Annotated in this window: 24 protein-coding genes and 4 pseudogenes; 13 read left to right on the forward strand and 15 right to left on the reverse strand. The window is 71.6% G+C overall.

What is annotated here, in order from left to right:
* Window positions 1-809: 809 nt before the first annotated feature.
* Both MF408_RS20550 and MF408_RS20555 read right to left on the reverse strand, forming a co-directional pair.
* Window positions 810-1772, reverse strand: a complete 963-nt coding sequence (locus MF408_RS20550; RefSeq protein WP_240249206.1) for a hypothetical protein — start codon at window positions 1770-1772, stop codon at window positions 810-812.
* Window positions 1757-1966 (reverse strand): hypothetical protein, encoded by a 210-nt coding sequence (locus MF408_RS20555; protein WP_240249207.1) that lies wholly within the window; start codon window positions 1964-1966, stop codon window positions 1757-1759. Before MF408_RS20555 ends, MF408_RS20550 begins: the two co-directional genes overlap by 16 nt.
* A gap of 777 nt (window positions 1967-2743) precedes the next feature.
* Here MF408_RS20555 and mobF point away from each other — a divergent pair.
* From mobF to MF408_RS20570, 4 genes are all read left to right on the forward strand, one after another.
* Complete coding sequence (gene mobF / locus MF408_RS20560) at window positions 2744-3553, forward strand: MobF family relaxase (RefSeq protein WP_275693251.1); 810 nt, start codon at window positions 2744-2746, stop codon at window positions 3551-3553.
* Window positions 3537-3815 (forward strand): relaxase domain-containing protein, encoded by a 279-nt coding sequence (locus MF408_RS25985; RefSeq protein WP_275693504.1) that lies wholly within the window; start codon window positions 3537-3539, stop codon window positions 3813-3815. Before mobF ends, MF408_RS25985 begins: the two co-directional genes overlap by 17 nt.
* Before the next feature lie 143 nt (window positions 3816-3958).
* Window positions 3959-4894, forward strand: coding sequence for an AAA family ATPase (locus tag MF408_RS20565; protein WP_240249208.1), 936 nt, complete (start codon window positions 3959-3961; stop codon window positions 4892-4894).
* A gap of 156 nt (window positions 4895-5050) precedes the next feature.
* Window positions 5051-6271, forward strand: coding sequence for a hypothetical protein (locus MF408_RS20570; RefSeq protein WP_240249209.1), 1221 nt, complete (start codon window positions 5051-5053; stop codon window positions 6269-6271).
* Between the two features lie 542 nt (window positions 6272-6813).
* Here the strand turns inward: MF408_RS20570 and MF408_RS20575 are convergent.
* On the reverse strand, window positions 6814-7758 hold the full coding sequence (locus tag MF408_RS20575; RefSeq protein WP_240249210.1) for a peptidylprolyl isomerase: 945 nt from the start codon (window positions 7756-7758) through the stop codon (window positions 6814-6816).
* 1106 nt (window positions 7759-8864) lie between these two features.
* Here MF408_RS20575 and MF408_RS20580 point away from each other — a divergent pair.
* A complete protein-coding gene (locus tag MF408_RS20580) occupies window positions 8865-9143 on the forward strand; it encodes a hypothetical protein (RefSeq protein ID WP_240249211.1) in 279 nt (92 codons plus the stop codon).
* An 18-nt stretch (window positions 9144-9161) separates the two neighbouring features.
* Window positions 9162-9530 (forward strand): hypothetical protein, encoded by a 369-nt coding sequence (locus MF408_RS20585; protein WP_240249212.1) that lies wholly within the window; start codon window positions 9162-9164, stop codon window positions 9528-9530.
* On the opposite strand, the gene MF408_RS20590 is transcribed toward MF408_RS20585, so the two are convergent.
* The 3 genes from MF408_RS20590 to MF408_RS20600 are packed head-to-tail and all read right to left on the reverse strand — an operon-like array spanning window position 9500 to window position 10385.
* Window positions 9500-9682: a hypothetical protein gene (locus MF408_RS20590; RefSeq protein ID WP_240249213.1), complete on the reverse strand. Its 183-nt coding sequence runs from the start codon at window positions 9680-9682 to the stop codon at window positions 9500-9502. The two genes, MF408_RS20585 and MF408_RS20590, sit on opposite strands and share 31 nt — an antisense overlap.
* A complete protein-coding gene (locus tag MF408_RS20595) occupies window positions 9658-10026 on the reverse strand; it encodes a family 16 glycosylhydrolase (protein ID WP_240249214.1) in 369 nt (122 codons plus the stop codon). Before MF408_RS20595 ends, MF408_RS20590 begins: the two co-directional genes overlap by 25 nt.
* On the reverse strand, window positions 10023-10385 hold the full coding sequence (locus tag MF408_RS20600; protein WP_240249215.1) for a hypothetical protein: 363 nt from the start codon (window positions 10383-10385) through the stop codon (window positions 10023-10025). Before MF408_RS20600 ends, MF408_RS20595 begins: the two co-directional genes overlap by 4 nt.
* Before the next feature lie 381 nt (window positions 10386-10766).
* Here MF408_RS20600 and MF408_RS20605 point away from each other — a divergent pair, with 381 nt between their 5' ends.
* The 3 genes and pseudogenes from MF408_RS20605 to MF408_RS20615 all read left to right on the forward strand — a co-directional run.
* Window positions 10767-11990 carry an ATP-binding cassette domain-containing protein gene (locus MF408_RS20605; RefSeq protein WP_240249216.1) on the forward strand — a complete coding sequence of 408 codons (1224 nt, stop codon included), beginning with the start codon at window positions 10767-10769 and terminating at the stop codon, window positions 11988-11990.
* Window positions 11878-12258, forward strand: coding sequence for an ATP-binding cassette domain-containing protein (locus MF408_RS20610; RefSeq protein WP_240249217.1), 381 nt, complete (start codon window positions 11878-11880; stop codon window positions 12256-12258). Before MF408_RS20605 ends, MF408_RS20610 begins: the two co-directional genes overlap by 113 nt.
* A pseudogene (locus MF408_RS20615) lies at window positions 12147-12437 on the forward strand (ATP-binding cassette domain-containing protein); the annotation flags it as partial. The gene MF408_RS20610 and the pseudogene MF408_RS20615, both read left to right, overlap by 112 nt.
* Window positions 12438-12475: 38 nt before the next feature.
* Here the strand turns inward: MF408_RS20615 and MF408_RS20620 are convergent.
* The 4 genes from MF408_RS20620 to MF408_RS20635 all read right to left on the reverse strand — a co-directional run bounded on the left by MF408_RS20620 (window position 12476) and on the right by MF408_RS20635 (window position 15719).
* Window positions 12476-13051 (reverse strand): dihydrofolate reductase family protein, encoded by a 576-nt coding sequence (locus MF408_RS20620; RefSeq protein WP_240249219.1) that lies wholly within the window; start codon window positions 13049-13051, stop codon window positions 12476-12478.
* Between the two features lie 92 nt (window positions 13052-13143).
* Complete coding sequence (locus MF408_RS20625) at window positions 13144-14100, reverse strand: ATP-binding cassette domain-containing protein (protein WP_240249220.1); 957 nt, start codon at window positions 14098-14100, stop codon at window positions 13144-13146.
* Window positions 14097-14801 (reverse strand): ABC-2 family transporter protein, encoded by a 705-nt coding sequence (locus MF408_RS20630; protein ID WP_240249221.1) that lies wholly within the window; start codon window positions 14799-14801, stop codon window positions 14097-14099. The genes MF408_RS20625 and MF408_RS20630 overlap by 4 nt, the downstream gene beginning before the upstream one ends.
* A gap of 108 nt (window positions 14802-14909) precedes the next feature.
* Window positions 14910-15719 carry an ABC-2 family transporter protein gene (locus MF408_RS20635; protein WP_240249222.1) on the reverse strand — a complete coding sequence of 270 codons (810 nt, stop codon included), beginning with the start codon at window positions 15717-15719 and terminating at the stop codon, window positions 14910-14912.
* A 326-nt stretch (window positions 15720-16045) separates the two neighbouring features.
* Between MF408_RS20635 and MF408_RS20640 the strand changes: the two genes are divergently transcribed.
* From MF408_RS20640 to MF408_RS20650, 3 genes and pseudogenes are all read left to right on the forward strand, one after another.
* A complete protein-coding gene (locus tag MF408_RS20640) occupies window positions 16046-17764 on the forward strand; it encodes an ABC transporter ATP-binding protein (protein WP_345893782.1) in 1719 nt (572 codons plus the stop codon).
* 444 nt (window positions 17765-18208) lie between these two features.
* Window positions 18209-20781, forward strand: a pseudogene (locus MF408_RS20645) (aconitate hydratase).
* Between the two features lie 35 nt (window positions 20782-20816).
* A complete protein-coding gene (locus tag MF408_RS20650) occupies window positions 20817-21536 on the forward strand; it encodes a hypothetical protein (protein WP_240249223.1) in 720 nt (239 codons plus the stop codon).
* An 18-nt stretch (window positions 21537-21554) separates the two neighbouring features.
* Here MF408_RS20650 and MF408_RS20655 read toward each other — a convergent pair whose 3' ends face one another.
* The 3 genes and pseudogenes from MF408_RS20655 to MF408_RS27230 all read right to left on the reverse strand — a co-directional run.
* Entirely contained in the window at window positions 21555-22193 is a 639-nt protein-coding gene (locus MF408_RS20655) for a DUF3105 domain-containing protein (protein ID WP_240249224.1), read from the reverse strand.
* A 134-nt stretch (window positions 22194-22327) separates the two neighbouring features.
* A complete protein-coding gene (locus tag MF408_RS20660) occupies window positions 22328-22630 on the reverse strand; it encodes an MTH1187 family thiamine-binding protein (RefSeq protein WP_240252086.1) in 303 nt (100 codons plus the stop codon).
* 210 nt (window positions 22631-22840) lie between these two features.
* A pseudogene (locus MF408_RS27230) lies at window positions 22841-23317 on the reverse strand (rRNA adenine N-6-methyltransferase family protein); the annotation flags it as partial.
* 96 nt (window positions 23318-23413) lie between these two features.
* On the opposite strand from MF408_RS27230, the gene MF408_RS20670 reads away from it, so the two are divergent.
* Complete coding sequence (locus MF408_RS20670; RefSeq protein ID WP_240249225.1) at window positions 23414-23818, forward strand: secondary thiamine-phosphate synthase enzyme YjbQ; 405 nt, start codon at window positions 23414-23416, stop codon at window positions 23816-23818.
* Window positions 23819-23846: 28 nt separating this feature from the next.
* Here MF408_RS20670 and MF408_RS20675 read toward each other — a convergent pair whose 3' ends face one another.
* Both MF408_RS20675 and MF408_RS20680 read right to left on the reverse strand, forming a co-directional pair.
* Complete coding sequence (locus MF408_RS20675) at window positions 23847-24401, reverse strand: LuxR C-terminal-related transcriptional regulator (protein ID WP_275693252.1); 555 nt, start codon at window positions 24399-24401, stop codon at window positions 23847-23849.
* Between the two features lie 282 nt (window positions 24402-24683).
* Window positions 24684-26597: pseudogene (locus MF408_RS20680) on the reverse strand (AAA family ATPase); the annotation flags it as partial.

Raw genomic sequence — 26597 nt, forward strand, 5'->3', positions numbered from 1 at the left:
CCGCCTCGACGAGCAGCACAGGGCGCGGCCAGCAGAACGCGAGGCCCACGGCGGTCGTGGTGACGCCGGGCGAGCCGGATGCAGAGGTCAGGCAGATGACGGCCATCATTCGGCTCCGGAGTCGAGTACGAGGGCGACGTTCCCGGTGGCGGCTCGCGCGGCAAGGACGCCGGCATCGGCATGAGGCACGAGGACGTTGACGACCGTGTTGCCGGTCGTCTCGTCCAGATAGGTGTCGACGACCTCGGCGACCGTGAACTGCGGGGGAGTTCGCGGGTGCTTCTCCGTCGTCGCCCGGCGTGACGATGATGCGGACCTTGTCGCCGCCGTAGAGAGGCATTCCGGGGACCTGTGCGGGTGTCAGGGAGATCCCGACGATCGATTGGCCCAGCGGTGGAAGGGGCCCCTCGGTCGTCGACTCGCTGGTGAGTAGGCCGCCAGCCGCGATGTCGAGCGCTGCTCGCTGCCCGATGACGTCTTCGAACGCTGAGGCAGGCAGTGGAGACAGCGCCGGGTCAGCGCTGATCCGGATCCTCTGGATGTCCTCGGCCTCGATCACCTCGCCGCGGTGGATCGTGTCCCGGGCTGCGAGCACTTCCTGGCTGTTGGTCGTCGCGCTCCAGGCCCACGCGCCGATCAGGCAGCCGAGCGCGGTCACGATGACCGCGGCCACGACCAGCGCAGGGCGTCTCCGCAGCTTGGGCGGGGGAGTGATGCTCGCGGTGGTCTCCTGCGCGGCGGGGCCCGGGCCGGTCCTCCGGTCCTCTCGGGCAGTTGTGGACACTTCGTCGTACCTCCCGCGCAGCTCGTCAGTTCACGAGCACCTGCGCCTCGCCGATCCGGATCTGTGTCGAGCGGTTGAGGCCGTCGAGTCGGATCGTTCCCGTCTGACCGGCTCCCGACCACGTGACGACCCAGCTGGAGGTTGCCGTGACGGTGTAGACGTCATCGGCCTCATGCGCGCTCGACTTCGTATAGATGTGGCCGCAGTCGGGGGAGTCCTTCCTCCCGTACGACGGCTTGTACGGGGTGCCCGCCGAGTCGCAAACGACCTCGGTGCCGTCGCCCATGTCCCAGTTGACGTGGAGGACCTTGGCGGTTGCCGTGATCGTGATGCCCCCGGCCGAGGCGCTGGCGGTGATCGGCCCGAACGTGTGCTCGTTCGGATCCTGCGCCCACATCCAGACCGGCATTCCGACGAGGCCGACGCTGTCCGGACCGGATTGTGGAGCGATGCCGATGTTGATGGCAGACAGGCGCATCTGGTCGATGGCGAGCTGGGCCACCTCGCGTGGCGTCGGCCCGGTGCCGGAGTTCGGCGGCGGGTCCTGTGCCCAGATGGTGATGAGCACGCCGGTCTGCGGTTGATAGCACTGGTAGACCGCGCCATCGCCGGGCTCGTGCCCCTGCCAGGCAGGATCGCCTGCGGGCGGTTGTGGCTCTACCGGTTTGATGTAGCAGTTGTAGGCGTTGGACCAGTAACCAGCCGGTGATGTGCACGGTACGGGCCCGGGAGGGGGTTTCATGATGCCCTGGCTTGTGCCGTCCCAGTAGCAGGCTGCACCGCTTCCGGTGTCTTTCGGTCCGTCGTCACCCGGCGTCCCCGGGTCGCCCGGATTGCCGGGCACGTCGATCCAGAGCAAGCACTCACCGGTCGCGGGATCTGTTTGCGCGCAGTCGGTGCCGTCGGCGTACGACGACGGGTGCGCGAGGACAGTCAGGCCGGCGGTGGCGAGGCCTATCAGCAGGAGGCGAGTCAGTACGCCGCGCATGGCGCCTGCTTGAGATCCTGGCCAGTCGCCACACGCCAGCCGCCGGTCGGGTCAGCGGCGTACTTGTAGTTCGCGACGGTGTAACGCGTCCACCCGGTGTCCGGGCGATCAGGGGAGACGATCGACTTTCCGCTCTTGTCGAGCACGTCGACCTTGGTGACGTCCCAGCAGACGTCGATGACGACCGTCGGCACCTTGCCTGCCTTCGGATCAGAATTGTCGAGATTGACCGACTGAACCTCCAGCTGGTTGATGGCTGTCGTGCCGGTCTGCCGCTGGCCCTGCTCGCGCGATCGCTCGACGAGGGTGGTGATGGCGGTGAGCTGCGCGCTCGTCGTGACAGACCTCAGCTTCTTGAGGTCGGCCGCAGGATCGCTGCGGAGCTGGTCGACGACCGTGAAGTAGCTCCGTACGGCCGCGGTGGCGTCGGCGCTCGCCGCGTCGGAGGGAGAACTCGGCGAGGGGGTAGTCGTCGGCGAACTCGTTGTCGCCGACGCCGCCGACGGCTCGGCGGTAGCCGGGGGGATCGGTGTCGCTGCCGCCGCAAGCAGAGACAGCGGCCAACATCAGCATGCCGGTCGCCGAGGAGATCAACCCGAGTCGAATCTTCATGGCGCTTGCTCGCATCCTCTCGCCTTTCGGCTCGAGGCGCAGACGACACCCCGCTGGCGGTGCGTGCATCGTCTGGACCTCATCGTAAACCCGATTCTCGGTTTCGGCTCGTCTGTTCTTTCGTTCCGAGCCATCGCTCAGGTGCTCGCCAACTTCCAACCTCTCCGGACAACTCCACCTCGTCCTTGTCCTCCTCCACCTCGTCACTGCCACCTCTCCACTACCGCCGTCGTCCGTCCCGCTCATCGCATTCCGGCTCCACCTCATTCACCCCAGCCCTTCTCGCCTTCACACGGTTTGCAGATCGAGGGGGCTGTGGATGAAGAAGCGCACCTGAAGGCTGTGGAACGGAAACGGCCGTGACGGTGTCGCTGCGGCGGATGTCCGCGGGCAGCGGCTACCAGTACCTGCTGCGCAGCGTCGCCGCCGATGACGGCAGCAGGGCCCTGTCGACGCCGCTCACCCGGTACTACTCGGAGGTCGGTACGCCGCCAGGCCGCTGGCTCGGCTCCGGAGTCCGTGCGCTGGGGAGCGGTCAGCTGGCCGCGGGGATGCAGGTGACCGAGGAGCAGCTCGCGCTGCTGATCGGCATGGGGCGGGACCCGATCACTGGGGAGCAGCTCGGACGTGCGTATCCGACGTATAAGCGCCTGGCGGACCGGATCGACGAGCGAGTGGCGGCTCTCGATCCGGCGGTGACGGAGGAGGACTGCGCGGCCGAAACGAGTCGGATCGAAGCCGAGGAGACCGCTGCCGGTATGCGCCAGGCCGTGGCGGGCTTCGATCTCACCTTCAGCGTTCCCAAGTCGGTATCGGTGCTGTGGGCAGTCGCGGACGCGGCCACGCAGGACCGGATCGCAGACGCGCATCATGCGGCCGTCGCCGACGTCATCGCCTTCTTCGAGCGGGAGGTGGCCGCGACGAGGGCCGGCATCTCGGACAGCGATGGTGCCGTGGCGCAGATCAGCGTCGCGGGGGTCGCCGCCGTCGCCTACGACCACTTCGATTCACGCGCAGGAGACCCACAGCTCCACACCCACGTGGTGGTGTCCAACAAGGTGCTGACCGTGATAGACGGTCGGTGGCGCAGCCTCGACGGCCGCCCGGTGTTCTCCCTCCGTCACGGGACTGTCGGCGCACTACAACGCCCTGCTGGCCGACCGGCTTAGCCGAGACGTCGGCGTCGAGTGGGAGCTCCGCCAACGCGGCGCCGACCGCAATCCGCAATGGGAGATCGCCGGCATCAGCGATGAGCTCATCGCAGAGTTCTCGAGCCGGAGCCGCGAGATCGAGTTCAAGAAGGACGAGCTCATCTCTGAGTACGTCGCAAGGCACGGTCGGATGCCGTCGCCCAAGACCATCGTGGAGTTGCGCGCCCAGGCGACCCTGGCGACCCGCCCACCCAGGAGCTGCGGTCGCTCGCTGACCTGACCGCCGAGTGGCGAGGCCGCGCGTCCGAGCGGCTAGGTGGGGATGCAACCGCGTGGGCCGCAACGATCCTTGGTGCTGCTGGCGCTCCGCTCACCGTCCACGACGTTCCTCTGGCCGCGATCGAGGCGATCGCCGCTGACGTCGTGGCCGCTGTCGAGGTCAAGAGGGCGGTCTGGACCCACTGGAACCTCATGGCCGAGGCATCGAAGCAGACGATGGACCTCCGGTTCGCGACTACCGCGGACCGCGAGGAGGTCGTCGCGATGGTGGTCGACGCGACTCAGCGTCATTCGGTGTCGCTGACTCCGCCGGAGCTCGCGAGCAGTCCGATCCGCTTCCAGCGAGAGGACGGCACGAGCGTCTTTCGGCCGCGACACTCGGCCAAGTACTCCTCGACCTCGATCATCGGTGCAGAAGCACGTCTCCTGGAACGGGCGGATGCGACGGACGCGCCGACCGTACGCCGCAGCACGCTGGCGCGCGTGGTGAGGCATTCGAACGGTCGATTCAGCACTCAACAGCGGACCGCGCTCGAGGGCATCACCTCGTCCGGTCGTCAGGTGGACCTGCTGGTCGGTCCCGCAGGCGCAGGCAAGACCACAACGATGCGCGTCCTTCGCTCCGCGTGGATCGTCGAGCACCGGCAGGGGAGTGTTATCGGTCTGGCGCCCTCCGCGACAGCTGCGCAGGCCCTGGCCGATGACCTAGGGGTCGCCTGTGACAACACGGCGAAGTGGCTGCATGACTACGACCACGGACGCACGGATCTCCGTGCCGGGCAGTTGGTGATCATCGACGAGGCCACGCTCGCGGGAACGACAACGCTCGACCGCATCAGCGGCATCGCAGCGGCCGCAGGGGCCAAGGTCCTGCTCGTCGGTGACCCGCATCAACTTCAGTCTGTCGAAGCAGGGGGCGCCTTCGCCCTCCTTGTCGACCGCCGCACCGACGCCCCTAAGCTGACCGACATCCATCGCTTCGTGAACGAGTGGGAGAAGCACGCTTCCCTCGCCCTTCGTCGAGGTGAGGTCGAGGTCATCTCCACGTACGTCCGCCAAAGCGGGTCCGCGAAGGGCTGACCGACGAGATGCTCGACCGAGCCTACGAGGCATGGCGTGCAGACTGCAGGGCCGGCAAGGCCAGCATCCTCGTGACCGAGTCGTCGCATGCCGTGAGAGCCCTGAACGAGCGGGCCCGCGCCGAACGGCTGCTGCTCGACGGCGCCGTCGACGGTCGTGAGATCCCCACTGGCCGCCGGCAACAGCGTCTCGGTCGGAGATGTGGTCATCACCCGACGCAACGAGCGAACCCTGCGGACCTCTCGCGGCGGCTGGGTCAAGAACGGCGACCGCTGGCGGGTGGTCGACATCCGGCACGACGGTTCGATGCTCGTCGACCGGCTCGATCCACGACGTCGAGGCAAAGCAGTACTGCCCGCGGAGTACGTCGCCGAGTACGTAGACCTCGGCTACGCCGTCACCGCCCACAGGGCCCAGGGCATCACCGTCGACACCTCCCACGTCGTCGTCACACCCTCAACGACCCGGGAGAACTTCTACGTGTCGATGAGCCGCGGCCGCGAGTCGAACATCGCCTATGTGGCTCTCGACCAGCCGGACGATAGCCACTCAACTCCGGAGCCCGATGACGTCACTGCTCGCACTGTGCTCTTCGGCGTGCTCCAGCACAGCGGCGCAAGCATGTCCGCGCACGAGACGATGGAGGCCGAGTACGCGATCCATGGCGGCATCGACCGCCTCGCCGCCGAACTCGAGACCATTGCGGCAGACGCCCAACGCCACCGGTTCGTGGAACTCCTCCGGCGGTCCGGTCTCACGCCTGAGCAGCACGATGCCGTTGTCCGGTCGAGCGCCTTCGGGCCACTCACCACGTCTCTTCGTAGGGCTGAGGCCTACCACCACGACCTCGAGAAGCTGGTGCCGCGTGTGATTGGGCAGCACGGACTGGACGATGCTGACGACGTCGCCGCAATACTTAGGTACCGGCTCGAACAGGCAGCGGCGTCCTCGGCCCGGAACTGCCGGCTGCGCCCGCGCTTGATCGCAGGGCTCATCCCGGAGCCGTTGGGGGCGATGTCCGCCGAGAACCGCCGGGCGATCGATGAGCGCAAGCACCTCATCGAGGCGCGCGCTGCCGCGCTGGTCGATGCTGCGAGTTCGGACGGCGCCGTGTGGCTGCGCCGATTGGGCGAGTCGCCTGCTCACCCACCCGCCATGATCGCGTGGCGGGCCGATGTAGTCGCGGTGGCTGCCTATCGCGACCGGTACAAGGTCAGTTCGGATTTGCCCCTCGGAGGAGGAGCGGCGACCGACGCCCAACGGGCCGATCGTCGACGTGCCCAGCACGCCGCGCGAGGTGCCGCGGACGGCGCAGCAGCGGAGCTACCGGTCGGGCACTGGCAAACTGCCGACGGTCTCGCCGTTTCCGCACTATAGGCGCGTCATCGCGGCCTCGATCCACAAGAGGCGGGGCTCGGTTGGGTGGGACTCACGGTCTGCCTGATACCGGCTTGAGTGTCAGCCTGCCCAGGAGGTGTGCATGTTGCTCCAGCTCATCGCGGTCCCCGCCGTCGTCTTGGTTACCGTGGGGCATGCGCTGCTGCACGCCTACGCGCCGTCCAACGTCCTCATCCGTCGCGTCCGGGGCTCGAGGCCGACGCTTCGCATGGCGGTGGTGGTCGGCGCGCTTGCAGTGGGGTGCGCCTTCCTGGTACTGACGCTTCACCCTGGCGGTCGAGGCCGGCGCCTCAGGCTGGCTCAACGTAGTCGTTCTGTTGCTCGCGTGGGATGCGATCAAGTTCGCTGTCACGGCGTGTGCGACCTCGGCCCGTTGCGTCGCGTCGGCCTCGCTAAAGGAGCTTGCACTCTCACGGTCAGCCGACCCTACCAATAGTCATGCGCGGCGGCGTGCACCGTCACGATCACGGGGCCTCTGAACCGGCGCAGGCTGGTCAAGGACGACGGTGTGTTCACGTAGATCAGCGCTGCTGAATGGTCACCGATTCCATGAACAGCCGCTCGGCGAACGCCTCGCCGCCCATTCCCACGCGCTCCATCGCCGTCATGGTGTCGATGACCTCCATGCCACTCAGCACCCGCCCGAACGTAGTGTGGATGCGGTTGTCCCGGAAGCCGTCGTCTAACCAGGTCCCGTATGCGATGTAGAACTGGCTTCCTGCGGTGTAGGGTCCCTCGCCGGCCGTGGTCACTGTCCCGATCGGATAGCCCTCGCGCTCAGCACGTTCCAGCTCGTCGGGGAGCCGGTATCCGACATCCCAGCCAACGCTGTTGTCGCCACTCCCGGTCTGTACCGCGGTGATCCCCCCGAAGTCGCGGAACACTTCGAGACCGTCGTAGAAGCCCTCTCTGGCGAGGAACACGAATGAGTTGACCGTCACCGGCGCGTCCTTCTCCAGCAGGTCGATGGTGATCGGGCCGCAGGAGGTCTCTATCACCGCGACATAGTCGACGCCCTCCTCGAGCATCTCGGCCGGACCACCGGGATAGCGAGGCCGAGTCGCAGCGGCGTTGGCCGGTACCTTCCCCCCGCAGGCCACGGGACGGTCGTCTAGCGCCGGCTTGCGGCCGCTGTCCACCGGTGTGCCCGGCTCGACGGTGAAGTCGTCGGCCAGGACCTCGCCGGCCGCCGTGGCCTCGGCTGCCGCGGAGGCATGTGCGTCGGCGGCAGCCTCGGAGGCCAGAAGGTCTGTGTCCTCGATTGCCTGGTCCTCCGCGCTCTGGTCGGAGTCATCGCCAGCGGTGAGCGCGACCACGAGCCCCACGCCCACTACCACCGCACCGACGCTGGCGAAGACGCCAACCAGACGCACCCGGCGACGTCGCTCGGCCACCCGCGCCTGTTCGCGCTCCCAATGCTCGCGCTCAGCCTTCCGGCGGGCCTTCCGTTGCTTGTTGCTGCTCAAATCCCCTCCTTCGGGCGCTCGCTGCCTACTCCGCGACGTGCCCCGCACGTTCCAGACTCGGGCGCCACCCTAACGATCAGCCGACGGTTCGCGCGCTCGCCCATCACTCGAGCCGAAACTGCGTGGCATGCAGGCGGTCCGGCGGATCGGACAGAGTTCGCGAGCGGGTGGGTGGCGCTCATACGGACGTCTGCCAGTTCGCCACCACGCCCTGCAGGGTGATCGCGTCGAGCCATAGGCGGGCCACTTTGTGAACCTCGGATCGGCCCTGTCGATAGCGCGTTTTGGGCGCGCTATTAGTCGCGGAGCGTCGCAGAGAGGACCCGACGCGATCAGAGGCGCTGCCGATGAACCCGCAGGTCAGCGGCTTGTTTCCTCTCATGAACGCCGTCAACCGCAAACGACCGCGCTCACGCTCAGGGCCCTCGGCGTTTTCCCCCATGACGCACCACGTGGAGTGCGTTGCGCTACTGACGCAAAGCGCCTCTGACCTGCGGTGATGCATTCGGGGGCCTTGGCTCCGCCCTCTGATATCCCGGCCTGAAGGCTCAGCGTCGGCTCGGTTGGGGCTTTTCGAATCGCACCGAGGCCTTCACGAGAGGCCGTGGGCGACTTTCGGGAACTATGCCGCTAACGGTATACTTCTCTAAAGGAGATGAGACCGATGGCGATCAGCGTCAGGGAAGCGTCACGCCGACTCGGGGTCAACGAATCTCGCGTCAGGCAACTGCTTCGTTCGGGGGCCTGCGGGGTCGCCGCTTGGGCAACTCCTGGCTCGTCTCGTCTCAGGATCTAGCTCGGCTGGAGCAGCAGGCGCGTCCGGGGGTCGACCGCTGGCGCCGAAGCGGGCGTGGGCCGCGCTCGACCTCCTCGATGGCGGGCAGGCGGGCTGGCTGTCGGACTCGGCGCGCTCGCAGGTGCGGCGTTATCTCGCTGCCCGGGTCGATCCCGGACCGGACGGCTGGCGTGCCGCCCTTCGCGGACGCAGCAACGTCCTCGACGTCGTCGCGCACCCGGCAGCTGTTCAGCGCCTCCAGCGAGCGGATGGAGTTCGCGCTGTTGGGCTGGATGAAGTAGCGAGCCGCGGATTCGACGTCGTTGCTCTGATGGATCCGATCCCCGAGTTCTATGTCGAGGAATCGCATTGGCCCGAGCTGTCGCGGTCACTCGCTCTGCGCGAAGGGGCGGATCCCAATCTCAGGATCCGTGTCCCGAAGGAGGTCTGGCCGTTCGCGGGGGACGGAGCCTTGGCGCCTGGCGGGGTGGGTGACGCCGTGCTCGCGGCCGACCTTCTCGAGAGCGTGGAGCCTCGTGCCGTCGCCGCGGGTGCCGCGCGTCTGGCGGAACTGCTGTCGGCCTGGCAAAGCGAACGGTCCCGCGCATGACCGTGGTCATCGACGTCCTTGCACCGGAAGGGCTGGGGGGAGCGGGCCGATCTGACGACGACGCCGCCCGGCCGCACCATCGAAGTGCCCGGCGGCACGCAGGCGCTGAGTCGGGCGGAGGGGATCACTGTCGTGCACGCAGGTCGCCGCGGCACGATCCCGCGGCCCATCTTGCTGGCAGCGATCGTCGGCAAGGCGGCGGCGACCGCACTGCCAGGGCCGGAGCGTCACTACCGGGATCGCGCGCTCCTCTGCGCGCTCGTCCCGGACCCCTTCGAGCTCGTCGGGCAGCGACTCGCGACGCTGGGAAGGAACGAGGGTGGCGAGCCCGCACAGAACGCACCACGGACGTCCGGCTACGCCGCGCGCTTCCAGACGCGCACGTAGGCGACCTGGAGCGTCGAGGGGACCTTGCGCTTGGTGCCGCTGATCGCGTGGTTGAGGACGAGGTAGTGCGGCGACCCGGTGACGCCGCGACGGTGCGTGCCGACCTTGCGGCCGTCGTAGTAGAACGTCACTCGGCCCGGCCGCCAGTCCACGCCGAAGGTGTGCCAGCCGCCTCCGCCCGGCATCCGGCCGCGCCAGCGCTCGGGTAGCCGGCGCCGGTGCCCTCGGACCAGTGGTAGTGCCACCCGACATCGGCGCCGAGGCACTCCATCACGTCGATCTCGCCGTCCTCGGGGTTGTCGTCGCCGTTGAGCCAGAAGGCGGGCCAGTTGGGGCCGCAGCTGCCCACCTTCCCGAGCTCCGGGTCGGTGTTCGCCTCGAGGTGCAGGCGCGCCTCGGCGTAGCCGTAACGGAACCGGTAGTCGTGGGCGCTCTGCACCAGCCCCGACGCGTAGCGGTACCTCCTGCCGCGGTTGTCCCGGATGTCGCGCTTCACGACGCGCAGCCGCAGGGTCCCGTCGGCGACGCGCACCTGGCGGGGGCGTACGCCGACAGCTCGGCGTCGTTGACCGGCTTGGTGACCGCCCGGTCCGAGCCGGCCAGCCAGTTCGGCCGCCACTTGTCCAGGTCGAGGCGCGTGCCGTCGAACTCGTCGCGGAAGACCAGGCGCCACCGGCCCGGCACCCCGACCGGTTGGACCACCCGCCGTACGGTCGGCGAGCTGGTCGACGCAGCCTCGAGCTCCCCGATGTCCGGGCCCGCCGCACTCGTCGAGGACGGCGTCGCGGGGGTCGCGGCGGCGAGCAGAGCGACGGCCACGAGGGGGGCGAGGAGCGAGGCGCGGCGGGCGGTCACGGGCTCCTCACTTCGCGGGTCGGCGGGCTCGGCCGGTGATCGGTGTCTCGTCACGGTAGCCAATCGCGCTGACGTCGCCGGCCCGGACCGAGAAGGCGGGTGCTCGGAAAAGGAGCAGCGGCGCTCCGCGGACCCCCGTACGGTGGAGGCATGCACTCAGCAGCCGCGACGTTCTTCGGCGTCGCTTCGATGAGGCTCCGCACCGCCCGCTGACGGCGGCGCACCGAGTCCGACCTCGTCCTCCCCTGCCCGCCGTACCGGTCTCCTCCGCCGGGCGGCGTCGTCGCACGCCCGGCTCCGTACTCGAGCTGGGAGCATCACCTTGTCCACCCCTTTCCTCATCGATCCCACCCCACTGCTGACACCGCCTCCAGCGGCGCCGTGCCCTCCGTCCTCCATGACCAGGGGAACGCGCTCCCGGCCGGGGCGAACGCCCAGATCAGGGGCGACGCGCTGGCCGCCGCTCGTGGCGGGCGCGCCCTGTTCGCCGACCTCGACGTGACCGTGACCGCGCGCTCGCGGCTCGCGATCGTCGGCGAGAACGGCCGCGGGAAGACGACGTTGCTGCACGTGCTCGCGGGCATCCTCCAGCCCGACGAAGGCAGCGTGCACCGCGTGGGGACGTTCGGCCTCGCCCGCCAGGCCATGGCAGCCGCCAGCAGCGAGACCGTTGGCGACCTGGTCGCCGAGGCGCTGCGCGCCTCACACGAGGCCCTGCGGGCGCTCGACCACGCCACCGAGCTCATGGTCGCCGGGGCACCCGGCTCGGACGACGTGTACGCCGCCGCTCTGGAGACGGCCACCGCCCTGGACGCCTGGGACGCTGACCGGCGCGTCGACGTCGCCCTGGCCGCGCTCGGTGCCTGCACCGACCGCGACCGGCCCCTGCTTCAGCTCTCCGTGGGGCAGCGGTACCGGGTCCGGTTGGCGTGCGTGCTCGGCGCGCAGCACGACGTCCTGCTGCTCGACGAGCCGACCAACCACCTCGACGCGGCAGGGCTCGAGTTCCTCACCGAACGGTTGCGAGCCCACCCCGGTGGAGTGGTGGTGGTCAGCCACGACCGGGCGTTGCTGCGCGACGTCGCCCGGGAGTTCCTCGACCTGGACCCGGCCGAGGACGGGCGAGCCCACCTCCACTCCGGTGGGTACGACGCGTGGCGGGAAGCGCGGGAGCGGATGCGGACCCGCTGGGAGCAGGACTTCGCCGAGCAGCGCGCTGAGGAGCGGCGACTCGAGGAGGCGGCGCGACAGGCCCGCGACCGGCTCAGTACCGGTTGGCGGCCCGACAAAGGGCACCGGGAAGCACCAGCGCCAGTCCCGGGCACCGGGCCTGGTGCGCGCCTTCAACCGCACCCTGGACGACCTCGACGCCAACCGGGTGAACGTCCCGGTTCCGCCGCCGCGGCTGCGCTGGCCCGATCTCCGTGTCCGGGCCGGCGTCCCGCTGCTGCGCGCCCAGGACGTGAGCCTCACCGGCCGGCTCGCAGGGCCGGTGTCCCTGGACCTGGCCGGCGGCGACCGGCTGCTGGTCACCGGCGCGAACGGTGCCGGGAAGTCCACCCTCCTCGGCATCCTCGCCGGCGCGGTCGCCCCCGATGCCGGTGAGGTCCGGCACCTCTCCGGCCTGCGGCTGGCGGCACTGCTGCAGGAGGTGCCTGCCTGGCCGGCGGACAGCCGCGCCGAGCAGCTGTACGAGACACACGTCGGGCGCCTCGCCATGGCGGGAGAAGCGGGGAGCGCGACCTGGTGCCGCTGGGCGCGACCGGACTGCTGGACCCCGAGGCCCGTCGTACGCCGGTGGGTCGGATGTCGGAGGGACAGCGACGCCGTCTCGACCTGGCCCTGCAGCTGGCCGCCCGGCCCAACCTGCTGATCCTCGACGAGCCGACCAACCATCTGTCGATGGGACTGGTCGACGAGGTCACTGACGCCGTGCGCCGGACCGAGGCCGCGGTGGTCGTGGCCACCCACGACCGTCAGCTCCTGCGCGACCTGCACGACTGGCCCCGGCTGGAGATCACGGCCGAACCCGGATCGAGGATGGGCGGATGAGGACGCTCTCCGACCGGTCACCCCCCGGGTCGGCGGCCTCAGCGCACGACCTCGTAGACGAGCTTCTGGATGCCGTTGGCGTAGGTCTCGCTCTCGAGGACGCGGAGCGGCTGCTTGTCCTTGTCGGTGTCGCTCCACATCCGCTTGCCGGCGCCGAGGACGACGGGGAAGACGAGCAGATGGTAGCGGTCGACGAGGCCGGCGTCGGCGAGGTCGCGGGCCAGGGTCGCGCTGCCGTGCACCGAGATCGGGCCGCCGTCGGTCTCCTTGAGAGCCGCCACGTCGTCCAGCGACCGCAGGATGGTGGTCTCGCCCCAGCCGTCGACGAGGTCGTCCTCGCGGAGCGTGGTCGACACGACGTACTTCGGCATCGCGTTGTAGAGCGGGAACTCCTGGGTCATCGTCGGCCACACGGGCGAGAACGCCTCGTAGCTGACCCGGCCGAGCATCAGCGCGCCGGCCTCCTCCTGCTCGCGGCCCTTGAGCTCGTAGGCCTCCGGCAGGAAGTCGATGCCCTCGAAGGTCCAGCCGCTGTTGCGGTAGCCGGGCTCGCCGCCCGGTCCCTCGACGACGCCGTCGATCGAGACGAAAGCGGTGTAGATCAGGGTGCGCATCGGATTCTCCTTCGGCAGAGGTTGTTGTCTGACCTGTCCACGAACGGGACCGGCACGGCACGACACCGGACCGGAAGATTCTTCTCGCGGTCTCACCGGCGGGAGGCGTAGATCCGCCGGACGACGTCCTCGATGTCGGGCTCCTCGACGGTCAGGTCGAGCACCTCGGCGCGCTCGGACACCGCGGCGAGCACGCGCGCGGCGGTGGTCGCCTCGGCGTCGAACGCGAGCCGCTGGCGCAGGCCGTTGGCCTCGGACGCGAGGTGGCGGGTGCCGGGGATGCCCGTCAGGTCGCCGGTGGACGCGGCGAGGTCGACGACCAGCACCCGCTCCGCCCCGACGGTGCGGGAGAGGCCCCGCAGGTCGCCGTCGTACGCCAGCCGGCCGCGGTCGACGACCAGCACCCGGCCGCAGAGCCGCTCGACGTCGCCCATGTCGTGGGTGGTGAGCAGCAGGGTGGTGCCGTGGCTGGCGCGCTCGGCGACGAGGAACTCGCGCAGCCGCTGCTTCGACAGCACGTCGAGGCCGATGGTCGGCTCGTCGAGGATGATCAGCCGCGGAGAGTGCAGGAGCGCGGCCGCCACCTCCGCGCGCATCCGCTGCCCGAGCGAGAGCTGACGCACCGGCGTGCCGAGGAACTCCGCCATCTCCAGCCGGTCGACCAGCTCGTCGGTCCGCCGCCGCTCCGCCTCCGTGGACAGGTCGTGGATCGCGGCCAGGATCCGGAACGACTCGCGGACCGGGAGGTCCCACCACAGCTGCGAGCGCTGCCCGAAGACGACGCCGACCTCGCGCGCGAGCCGGCGCCGGTCCGCCACCGGGCGCAGCCCGCAGGTGAGGACCGACCCGCTGGTCGGCACGAGGATGCCGGTGAGCATCTTGATCGTCGTCGACTTGCCGGCGCCGTTGGCGCCGATGTAGCCGACCGCCTCGCCGGCGGCGACCTCGACGCTCAGGTCGTCGACCGCGCGCACCGTGCGTCGCCGCAGGCCGTCGCGGACCCGGAAGTCGCGCGTCAGGCCGTGGGTCCTGATGATCGGGTCGCTCATCCGCCGCCTCCCTGGTAGTGCCTGACCCCGAACCGCCAGCTGAGCAGCGCCAGCAGCCACGTCCACGCCGCGGCGAGCGGCGCACACCAGCCCAGCCAGCCAGGCAGCCACCCGGGGCCGTCGAGGCCGAGCAGAGTCAGCGCCGGCAGGAAGCCGGTGAACGCCATCGGGAAGAAGAACCCGAAGACCGCCCAGAGCGGACGGTTCCACACCGACGCCGGCTGGCTGGCGGCGTAGCGGCCGCCGTAGACGAAGGCGTTGGTGGTCTCGGCTCCCTCGATGAGGAAGAACTGCGCGCCACCCGCCCACACGAACATCCCGGCGAACGTGGCGTAGCCGCTGACCAGGGCGAGCACCAGCAGCAGCACGTGGGCGGCGCTCCAGTCGATGTCGTTGAGCACGAGCGCGGCCACCAGGGCCGTGGCGCCGACCGCGGCGCGGGCCAGCCGGCGGAGCGAGACGTCGCTGGTGATGAGCTGGAGGAGCAGCGGCTGGGGGCGCAGGTAGAAGACGTCGAGGGCGCCGTTGCGCAGGTACGTCGGCAGCCGGTCGCAGTGGCCGAAGGACAGGTCGGCGAGGGAGAAGCACAGGTCGGCCAGCCCGAAGACCAGCAGGATCTGGGTGAACTCCAGGCCGCCGAGCTCGACCACGTTGTGGAACAGCACCCACACCTCGGCCAGCTCGACCACGCCGACCAGCACCGAGCTGAGCAGGTCGAGCGCAAGCTGGCCCGGTAGGACCGCTGGGCCCGGGCCCGCGAGGCCAGGACCGTGCGGTAGGGGCGCAGGCGAGACCGGAGCGCCGCGGTGTCAGCCACCCTGCACCTCCAGCCGCCGCCGGCCCGCGCGGGTGAGCGCCTGCCCGAGGAGGAGCACGCCTGCCAGCCAGGCGGCCTGGCCGGCGAGCAGGGCCAGCGCGGCGGTGACGTCGGCGCGGCCGGACAGGATGTCGACCGGGTACATCAGCATCGCGGGGAACGGCGTCGCCTCCGCGACCGTCTGCAGCCAGCCGGGGAACAGCCACACCGGGACGAAGAGCCCCGCGAGGAAGCCCGACACCACCATGTAGAGGACCTGCAGGCCGCGGGTCTCGACCAGCCAGAACCCGGGAGCCGCGACCAGCAGGTAGACGGTCGCGGCCGACAGCGTGATGCCGAGGAGGACGCTCAGCGCACCGAGCGGGTAGGCGAGCGGGCTCGCCGGCGCCGCCATGCCGACGACGAGGGCGCCGATGAGGACCGAGGGGATGCCGCGGGGGATCAGGGAGAACAGCGAGCGGCCGACCTCGGTCACGACCGACGCCGCCTGCACGTCGAGCGGGCGGAGGAAGTCGACAGCCACGTCGCCGGTCTTGATCCGCTCGGCGATCTCGGTGCCGCCGTGCAGGTTGACCGAGCCCAGCAGGCCCTGCGACACCCAGATGTAGGTGCTCATCAGCGCGACGTCGTACCCCTGCAGCTCGCCGCCCGCCGCCTCGACCGTGGCGAACAGGATCGCCACCTTGAGCAGGCCGAAGGTGGTGTTGGCGACCAGGCCTCCGAACGCGGCGAGCAGGTACGCCGACTGGCGGCGGAACCCGGCGACCAGGAGCCGCCAGTACACCCGGACCGTCGCACGCATGAGGGACAGCAACCTAAGGCCGCGCGACACGCCTGGCCAAGAAGATGGGCGAGGAGCTGGGCCAGAGGGGAACAAGTTGTCTTCAAGCCGACTTGAAGTCCTACTGTCGACGGAGCCGGCGCCGGTGGCGGTGCCGCGGTCGAGGACACGGACGGGACGGAGCGCGGGCATGAGCATGGAGTCGATCGCCTGGAACCAGGTCTACCGGCGGATGAGTGCGCCCGACGAGCGGCGTGCGTTCAGCGCCGCGACCGCCCGGCGGATCCTCGGCTTCGCCCGGCCGCACCGGCGCAAGCTGGTCGGTTTCCTCGTGCTGAGCGTCGCCGGTGCGGCGCTGGCCGTGGCCACGCCCGTCCTCGCCGGCCGGGTGGTCGACGCGATCGTCGCGGGGGGAGCAGTCGGGCGTCGTCGTCACCCTCGCGCTCGTCATCGCGGGCGTCGCGGTCGTCGACGCCGGCATCGGCCTCGTCACGCGCTGGCTCTCGGCGAGCATCGGGGAGGGCCTGATCCTCGACCTCCGGACGGCGGTCTTCGACCACGTCCAGCGGATGCCGGTCGCGTTCTTCACCCGCACCCGCACCGGCGCGCTCGTGAGCCGGCTCAACAACGACGTGATCGGCGCCCAGCGCGCGTTCAGCACCACGCTGTCGGGCGTGGTGGGCAACCTCGTGATGCTGGTGCTCACGCTCGTGGTGATGCTCGGCATCTCGTGGCGGGTGACCCTACTCGCGCTGGTGCTGCTGCCGGTCTTCGTGGTGCCGGCGCGTCGGATGGGCAACCGGCTCGCGGGCATCCAGCGCGAGGCGGCCGACCACAACGCCGCCATGGGCAACCAGATGACCGAGCGGTTCTCGGCGCCCGGTGCGACGCTGGTCAAGCTGTTCGGACGCCCGGAGCAGGAGTCGGCCGAGTTCGCCGCGCGGGCGCGGCGGGTCGCCCAGATCGGCGTACGGACCGCGATGGTGCAGACGACGTTCGTCACCGCGCTGACGCTCGTCTCCGCCCTCGCGGTGGCGCTGGTCTACGGACTGGGCGGCTACTACGCGCTGGCGGGCCGGCTCGACGCCGGCGACGTGGTCGCGCTGTCGCTGCTGCTCACCCGCCTCTACGCGCCGCTGACGGCCCTCGCGACCGCCCGGGTCGAGGTGATGGCGGCCCTCGTGAGCTTCGAGCGGGTCTTCGAGGTCCTCGACCTGGAGCCGCTGATCGAGGACCGGCCCGACGCCCGCGAGCTGCCCGGCGGCCCGGTGGCGGTCGAGCTGGACGACGTCCGCTTCTCCTACCCCTCGGCCGAGCAGGTCTCGCTCGCCTCGCTGGAGTCGGTGGCCACCCTCGACGCCCGCGGGGGCGAGGAGGTCCTCCACGGGGTGTCGCTGCGCGCGGAGCCGGGCCAGGTGGTGGCCCTCGTCGGGTCCTCGGGCGCCGGCAAGTCGACGATCGCCCAGCTGGTCTCCCGGCTCTACGACGTCGACACCGGCGCCGTCCGGCTCGCCGGGGTCGACGTCCGCGAGCTGTCGGCCGCGGCGATCCGGGGCGCGGTGGGCATGGTGACCCAGGACGGACACCTCTTCCACGACACGATCCGCGGCAACCTGCTGCTCGCGCGGCCGGGGGCGAGCGACGAGGAGGTGTGGGACGCCCTCGAACGGGCGCGCCTCGCCGACCTCGTGCGGTCGCTGCCCGACGGGATCGAGACGGTCGTGGGGGAGCGCGGCTACCGCCTGTCCGGCGGCGAGCGGCAGCGGCTGACGATCGCCCGGCTGCTGCTCAAGCGGCCGCGGGTGGTCGTCCTCGACGAGGCCACGGCGTCGCTCGACTCGACGTCGGAGGCCGCCGTGCAGGCCGCCCTCGCCGAGGTGCTGGCCGGGCGCACGGCGCTCGTCATCGCGCACCGGCTGTCGACCGTCCGCGCCGCCGACCAGATCCTCGTCGTCGAGGACGGCCGGGTCGTCGAGCGCGGCACGCACGGCGAGCTGCTCGCCGCCGGCGGCCGCTACGAGGAGCTGTACCGGACGCAGTTCGCCGAGGACACCGTCGTGGCGTGAGCGGGTCGGGTGGAGAACCACCTCGACACCGTGTATCTTGATATCAAGAGATTCGGGAGTCCGACTTAGGACTGCCTCACTGGGCGCCGCGACCACCGCGGCGGCAGGATGAGGGTGACGGACCGGTCGTGAGACCCCGAGCAGTCGAAGAGGACGGAGACGCGGATGACCAGCCCCGAGAGCCCCAAGAGCCGGGACAGCTTCGGCGCCAGGAGCACCCTGGACGTCAATGGCAAGGCGTACGAGATCTTCCGCCTCGACGCGGTCCAGGGGAGGGCCTCGACCAGGCGTCGCTGCCGTTCTCCCTGAAGGTGCTGCTGGAGAACCTCCTGCGCACCGAGGACGGCGCCGACATCACGGCCGAGGACATCGAGGCCCTCGCCGGGTGGGACGAGAAACGCCCAGCCCGACAAGGAGATCCAGTTCACCCCCGCGCGGGTGATCATGCAGGACTTCACCGGCGTCCCGTGCGTCGTCGACCTCGCCACCATGCGGGAGGCGATGGCCGAGATCGGCGGCGACCCGTCGCGGATCAACCCGCTCGCGCCCGCCGAGATGGTGATCGACCACTCCGTCATCGCCGACGTGTTCGGCACCCCGGAGGCGTTCGAGCGCAACGTCGAGATCGAGTACGAGCGCAACCGCGAGCGCTACCAGTTCCTCCGCTGGGGCCAGACCGCGTTCTCCGACTTCAAGGTCGTCCCGCCGGGCACCGGCATCGTGCACCAGGTCAACATCGAGCACCTGGCCCGCACCGTCTTCACCCGCGAGGTCGGCGGGGTCCTGCAGGCCTACCCCGACACGTGCGTCGGCACCGACTCGCACACCACGATGGTCAACGGCATCGGCGTGGTCGGCTGGGGCGTCGGCGGCATCGAGGCCGAGGCCGCGATGCTCGGCCAGCCGGTGTCGATGCTGATCCCGCGCGTCGTCGGGTTCAAGCTGTCCGGAGACCTGCCCGAGGGCTCCACCGCCACCGACCTGGTGCTGACGATCACCGAGATGCTGCGCGAGCACGGCGTCGTCGGGAAGTTCGTCGAGTTCTACGGGCCCGGCGTCTCCGCGCTGCCGCTGGCCAACCGCGCCACGATCGGCAACATGTCGCCGGAGTTCGGCTCCACGATCGCCGTGTTCCCGATCGACGACGAGACCGTCAACTACCTGCGCCTCACCGGCCGCTCCGACGAGCAGCTGGCCCTGGTCGAGGCCTACGCCAAGGCCCAGGGCCTGTGGCACGACCCGGACGCCGAGCCGCGCTACTCCGAGAAGCTCGAGCTCGATCTGGCCACGGTCGTCCCGTCGCTGGCCGGCCCCAAGCGGCCGCAGGACCGGGTCGCGGTCAGCGAGGCGAAGTCGTGCTTCCGCACCGCCCTGCTCGACTACGTCGACGACGCGTACGCCATTCCCAAGGGCCGCGCGGACGAGGCCTCCAGGGAGTCCTTCCCCGCCAGCGACAGCCCGGCCATCTACAACGGCGACTCGCCGGAGGACCGGCCGCTGGAGCACCAGCACGGCGAGACCGCCACCGACGACCGCCCGCGCCAGCCGGTGGAGGTGACCCTCGAGGACGGCACCACGTTCACCCTCGACCACGGCGCGGTGACCATCGCGGCCATCACGTCGTGCACCAACACCTCCAACCCGTCGGTGATGATCGGCGCCGCGCTGCTGGCCAAGAAGGCGGTCGAGAAGGGCCTGGAGCGCAAGCCGTGGGTCAAGACCACCCCTCGCGCCCGGCTCCCAGGTCGTCAGCGACTACTACGAGAAGGCCGAGCTGACGCCGTACCTCGACAAGCTCGGGTTCAACCTCGTCGGCTACGGCTGCACCACCTGCATCGGCAACTCCGGCCCGCTCATCCCCGAGGTGTCGGCGGCCGTGCAGGAGCACGACCTCGCGGTCGTCTCGGTGCTCTCCGGCAACCGCAACTTCGAGGGCCGGATCAACCCCGACGTGAAGATGAACTACCTCGCGTCGCCGCCGCTCGTCGTGGCCTACGCGCTCGCCGGCTCGATGGACGTCGACCTGTTCAACGACCCGCTGGGCCAGGACCAGGACGGCAACGACGTGTTCCTCAAGGACATCTGGCCGTCGCCGGCCGAGGTCGAGGCCGTCATCGCCGAGGCGATCACCGCGGAGATGTTCGGCTCCAGCTACTCCGACGTGTTCGCGGGCGACGAGCGGTGGCAGTCGCTGCCGACCCCGAGGGCGACACGTTCGAGTGGGACCCGGAGTCGACCTACGTCCGCCGGCCGCCGTACTTCGACGGCATGCCGGAGGAGCCGGAGCCGGTCAGCGACATCGAGGGCGCCCGGGTGCTGCTCAGCTAGGCGACTCGGTGACCACCGACCACATCAGCCCGGCCGGTGCCATCAAGAAGGACTCGCCCGCCGGCAAGTACCTCCTCGAGCACGGCGTCGAGCAGCGGGACTTCAACTCCTACGGCTCGCGGCGCGGCAACCACGAGGTGATGATCCGCGGCACCTTCGCCAACATCCGTCTGCGCAACCAGATCGCGCCCGGCACCGAGGGCGGCTTCACCCGCGACTTCACGCAGGACGACGCGCCGGTGACCACCGTCTACGAGGCATCGGAGCGTTACCAGGAGCAGGGTGTGCCGCTGGTCGTGCTGGCCGGCAAGGAGTACGGCTCCGGCTCGTCGCGCGACTGGGCCGCCAAGGGCACGTCGCTGCTGGGCGTGAAGGCCGTCATCGCCGAGTCCTACGAGCGCATCCACCGCTCGAACCTGATCGGCATGGGCGTCATCCCGCTGCAGTTCCCCGAGGGGGAGAACGCCGACTCGCTCGGGCTCACCGGTGAGGAGACGTTCGCGATCGCCGGCATCACCGCCCTCAACGACGGCACCACGCCGCGGACGGTGAAGGTCACCGCGACCAAGGCCGACGGCGGCACCGTCGAGTTCGACGCCGTGGTCCGGATCGACACCCCCGGTGAGGCCGGCTACTACCGCAACGGCGGCATCATGCAGTACGTCCTGCGGAACCTGCGGCGCGGCTGAGCCGCTCCCCGGCGGTGGCTTGGGACCATGACCGCATGAGCCCCAGGACGCTGCTGGCAACCGTCGCCCTCGCCGTCGGACTCGCCCCGGCCCTCGCCGGGTGCGGGTCCGACGGCGGGTCGGCGAGCGAGGTCCCGACGGTGACCACCCTCCCGTCGGCCTCCGCGGACGAGTCGCCGGCCGACGAGCCGACGCCCTCCACGTCGGGCGCCACGGAGTCGTCGACGGCGACCTCCACGGCGCCGACGACGCCGACGACGACCGCTCCGCCGACGACGGGCACCACCACCGACGCGCCCGCGTCGCCGACCGGGACCCGCACCGCCCAGCCGGAGCAGGGCACCGGCCCGACGACGTACGTCGAGGCGGTCGCGCGGATCGAGCGGGTCGCGGTCTCTGCCGCGCCGGTGTCGGCGCCGCGGTTCGCCACGCCGCGCGACCTCGTCTACTGCCTCCTCGACGACGCGGTCATCGGCCCGTCGTGCGAGCTGCGCACCGGCTTCGTCGAGGAGGAGTCCTACTGCGGGGGCGGCGCCACCAACGGCGTCGGCCGGATCGAGACGCTCGACGGCCGGGCGCAGCCGGTCTGCAACACCGACACCATCCGCGAGCCCGGCGCCCGGGTGGCCCGGCCGGGCACCGTGGTCGAGTCGGGCTCGGCGCGCTGCGCGGTCGAGCAGGCCGGCGTCACCTGCGTCGACACCGGGGCCCGCACCGGGTTCTTCCTCACGCCGGGGGAGTACCAGGTCTTCTGACCCGGGCGCCGTCGACGCTCAGACCACGACGCCGTCGGCGGCGGCCGTCCCGCCGGCGCATGACGCCCACGGCTCCGGAGCGGTCTCGCCGGCGCCGTACTCCTCGACGAACAGCGCCAGCCGCGGGTCGTCCGGACCGAGCAGCGCGAGCTGACGGCCCCAGACCGTGACCACGACCGGCGCCTCCTGGTCCGGGTGCGGCGAGAGGATGCCGTTGGTCGGCAGCTGCTCGCCGAGCGCCTCCACGCCGGCGTCGTCGACCAGGTCGTCGCGGTAGGTGATCCACACCGTGCCGTGCTCGAGGTCGTGCACGGCGTTCTCGTCGGGCACCGGGTGGTCGTAGACCCCGCACTCCAGCCACTCCGCCCAGTGCGGTCCGCCGACCGGCGGCACCTGCGGGTAGTCGACGTCCTCGGTCACGTGCGACGGGTCGAGGTCGTCGTACTCCTCGACCAGGTCGAGGTTGCTGGTGTCGACCTCCTCCTCGTCCGAGCCGGACGCGGACGGGGACCGGTCGCTGGGGCGGTCGTCGTCGTCGCCGAGCACCACCAGCGGCACGACGACCGCACCTGCCACCACCACGAGGGCCGCGACGACCGCGACGACCACCGGCAGCGCGCCGCGGCGCCGGCGCGGCGGTGCGGCAGGCGGCGGCATGGACGGCATCGACGGCGGGCCGTACGGCGGGTACGGCGGCGGTCCTTGCGGCGGGAGGCCCGGAGGCGGCCCGGGCGGCGGGCCCTGGGGTGGGAACCCACCGGGCGGTGGCGGCGGTGGCGGGGGGTAGGACATCAGGCTTCCAGCGCCCGCTCCACCCGCTCGACCTTGGCGGTGAGCTGTCCGGTGTAGCCGGGGCGGATGTCGGCCTTCAGCACCAGCCCGACCCGTGGCGACACGGCGGCCACGGCGTCGACCGCCCGCTTCACGACGTCCATCACCTCGTCCCACTCGCCCTCGATGTTGGTGAACATCGCGTTGGTCTCGTTGGGCAGCCCGGACTCGCGGACCACACGCACCGCGGCGGCGACCGCCTCGGACACGCTGCCGGACTCGTCGGCAGCACCGGACGGGGAGATCGAGAAGGCGACGAGCATGGGGTCACCGTAGATGGTCCGTCTCACCCGCCGGAGCGGCGCCCGACGCGCAGGACGACCGAGTCGACCCGCGGCGCCGGCCGGAACGCCGTCCGGGGGGACCGGACGGCCGAGCGCGAGGACGTAACGGTGCGCGTGCCGCCCGCCCGGCGGCCGCTCGAGCAGCCGCCGCGCCGCCGCACGCTGCAGCACCAGGTGCGCCGCGAGCAGCCGGTCCGTGCGGAGCAGCAGCCGGAGCACGTCGGTCGTCGCCGAGTACGGCGGGCTCGCCACCACCCGGAACGGACGCCTCGGGAGCCGCAGCTCGCGCAGGTCGCAGCGCACGACGCGCACGCCCTGCTCCGAGAACCGCGACCTCAGCTCGGCCGCCCGCCCCGGGTGCAGCTCGACGGCGACGACGCGCGCACCGGCCTCGAGCAACGGCCTCGTGAGCGCACCCCGACCGGCCCCGATGTCGAGCACCAGGTCACCGGGCCGGACGCCCGCGTCCCCGGACGACCCGCTCGGCCCACTCAGCACGAAGCGGGTGCCAGCCCCACTCCCGCCGCGTCCGCTGCCCGGACACGACGCACCATCACGAAGTACGTAGTCATGCGCCGACCGTAGGTCGTCCGCCGCGGTCGGCGCACCTGGATTTCGGCGTGCCGGGAGTGGGGGACGGGGCGTTGGGGTGCGCTGGGCCGGCACCTGGTGCCGGTGGAGCGCACGCTAGGCGGCTGGTGGCTGGCACCGGCCGACGTCGACGCCGTGCCGTCGGCCCCCGCCGCTGACACGATCGACCCCATGAGATCGGAGACCCAGCACTTCCGGACGGGCGGCGAGGACGTCGTGCTCGACATCACCCGCGACTGCGAGGCGTTCGTGGCGGGGGAGGGCGACGGACTGCTGCACGTGTTCGTGCCGCACGCGACGGCCGGCATCGCGATCATCGAGACAGGAGCGGGCAGCGACGACGACCTGCTGTCGGCGCTGGCGGACCTGCTGCCGGCCGACGACCGCTGGCGGCACCGGCACGGGTCGCCCGGGCACGGCCGGTCCCACGTGATGCCCGCGCTGGTGCCGCCGTACGCGACGGTTCCGGTGCTCGGCGGCCGACTGGCCCTCGGGACGTGGCAGAGCGTGTGCCTGGTCGACCTCAACGTCGACAACCACGACCGCGAAGTCCGGCTCAGCTTCCTGCCGGGCTGACCCCAGGTCGCCGTGGCCCCCACACGGCTCAGGGCACCGGGTCGGCGTCGGCGAGGAGTCCGTGCCGGACGGCGATCGCCGCCGCCTCGGCGCGGCCGGCTGCGCCGAGCTTGGCGAGGATGTTGGAGACGTGGACGCTCGCCGTCTTGGTGCTGATGAACAGCTCGCCGCCGATCTCCCTGTTGGACAGACCGCGGCTGACCAGGCGCAGCACCTCCGTCTCGCGAGCGGTCAGCGCTGCGAGCGGCGTCCGGTCGACGGACGCGCCGTCGGCCGGCGCGACCCCGGCCCGCTGGGCGAGCGCCGCGAGTCGGCGGACGAGCAGCCGCGCCCCGATCGCCCGGGCCGCCTCGCCCGCCCCGGCGACCAGGTCGCGGAGCGCCTGCCGGTCCCGGGCCGCCGAGACGTGCCCGGCCAGCCGCAGTTGGGCGTACGGCGCCAGGTGGACCGGCGCGGGAGCGTCGGTCAGCAGCCCGACCGCGGACGTCCACGCGTCGCGGTCGTCGACCAGCTCGGCCTCGGCCAGCGTCCGCCACACCACTCCCATCCGGTTCGCCTTCGTCGTGGTCAGCAGCTCGCGCACGATGCTGGTGCGGCCGGCGGGGTCGCGATGCGTCGAGGGCGGCGGCGGCCGCGGCCGCGACCGGGAGCAGCGGCCAGATCCGCGGCGGGTCGAAGTACGCCGGGTGCGCGAGGTAGACCTCGACGTCGCGCCACGCCCGTTGCGGCCGCCCGGTCAGGACCGCGTTCTCGGCGTCGACGCGCATCACCTGGGCGACGAACTGTGGTGCCGGCTTGCCGAGCGCGATGAGGTGCCGGTGCTCGTCCAGGACCTCCTCGGCTGCGTCGAGCTCGTCGCGGTAGGTCAGCAGCCAGGCGAGGAGCAGCTCGAGGTGGGTGCGGTGGCTGGACGGCGGGTCGAGGGGCCACCGCCTCGGCGAGCAGGTCGGCGGCGCGTGACCAGTTGCCGGTGGCGAGCATCGACTCCGCGGCGTTGCCGGCGAGGTAGGTGCCGAACGACCGCTCGACCCCGTGCGCCGCGGCCTCGCGGTGGCCGGCGAGGGGCGACGTCGACCGCCTCCTGGTAGCGCCCGGTGAGGTGCAGTGAGTCGGAGAGGTTGAGCTGCGCGCGGAGACGGGTGTGGACGCCGGCGGCCTCCGCGCCCACGGCGGCCTCGAGCTCGGCGATGCCCGCCACGTCCTCGCACTCCGCCACCAGGGCGCTGCCGAGGGTGACCTGTGCGTCGGCCTCGGTCGCCCGCGCGCCGGCGGCACGGGCGGCCGCGACCGCCCGGCGCGCCGCGGGCAGCGGGTCGGCGCCGAGGTTGAGCCGCATCCGCGCCGCCCGTTCGAGGAGCTCCGCCCGCGTGGCCGGGTCGGCCACCCGGGGGAGCAGCTCCTCGGCCAGTGCGAGGTCGGCCTCGGCGCCGGGGCGCAGGGAGTCGAGCAGCAGCAGGGCACGGAGGAGGAGGCGGTCGGCCCGGCCGGCGGCGTCGTCGGCACCACCGACCTCGAGCGCCTCGCCCACCAGCTCGAGCGCCCGGTCGTAGTCGCCCGCGTGGCGGGCGCTGCGCGCCGCTCCGGTCAGCACCTCCACCCGGGGCCCGGCCGCTCCCTCCGGGTCCTCGACGCCGTTCCACAGCTCCAGGACCCGCTCGTGCATCGCCAGCGTCTCGGCGTGGGCCACGGTCGTCGACCGCATCGCGCGCACCGCCGCCCCGAACGCCCGGTCGGCGTCGCCGGCGGCGAGGCGGTGCAACGCGACCGCGTGGTCGGCGGTGCCGCGGGCCAGGTCGGGGCGGCGCTCCAGCGCGTCGGCGAGCCGCGCGTGCAGCAGGGTCCGCTCGCCCGGGAGCAGGTCGGCGTACACCGCCTCGGCGAAGAGGGCGTGGCGGAAGGCGAGGCTGTCGTCGTCGACCCGCAGCAGCCCCACGTCGACGGCGGCGCGCAGGTGGTCGTCCACGGCGGTCGGCTCGGCGGTGGCCTCGACCAGCAACGCGTGCGGCACCCTCGGTCCCGCCACGGCGGCGAGGGCCAACGTGGGACGAGCCTCCTCCGGGAGGAGGCCGGTGCGTGCCTCGAGCGCGCCCCGCAGCGACGCCGGCAGCTCCCGCCGCCCCGGTGCGATCGCCGCGAGCTCCTCGACGTAGAGCGGGACCCCGTCGCTCCGCCGTCGTACGTCGTCGATGCGGGCGGCGCCGGGCGCCCGGCCGTCCAGCGCCGCGAGCAGCGCAGCCACCTCGCGACGGTCGAGCCGGCGCAGCGGCAGCCGGACGGCGCCGGGCAGTCGCGCGAGGTCGTCGACCATCCCGCGGAGCTGCCGTGCGCCGCTGGCCTCGTCGGGGCGGAACGTGAGCACCAGCAGCACCGGCGCATCACCGAGGGTGCGGGCGGCGAACTGGAGGAGCGAGCGGCTGGACCCGTCGGCCCAGTGGACGTCCTCGACGACGACCACCAGCGGCCGCACCCCGGCGGCACCCCGCAGCACCCGGACGACCGCCTCGAACAGCTGCAGCTGCAGGTCGCCGGCGGGTGCGGCGCCCGCCGGGTCCCGCAGCTCGGGCAGGAGCGTGGCGAGGGCGTCACGGCCGCCCGCTGCCCACGCGGCCAGGGCGTCGCCGCCGTGCAGGTCCTCCAGCGACCGCAGCACCCCGAGCACCGGCGCGAACGGCAGACCTGACTCGCCCATCGGCACGCAGAGGCCACGGACGACGCCGACGCGCGCCGGCCGGTCGCGCAGGCGGAGGGCGAAGCGGTCCACGAGGGCGGTCTTCCCGAG

This window comes from Nocardioides sp. TF02-7, assembly GCF_022437945.1.
Classification (GTDB): Bacteria; Actinomycetota; Actinomycetes; order Propionibacteriales; family Nocardioidaceae; genus Nocardioides.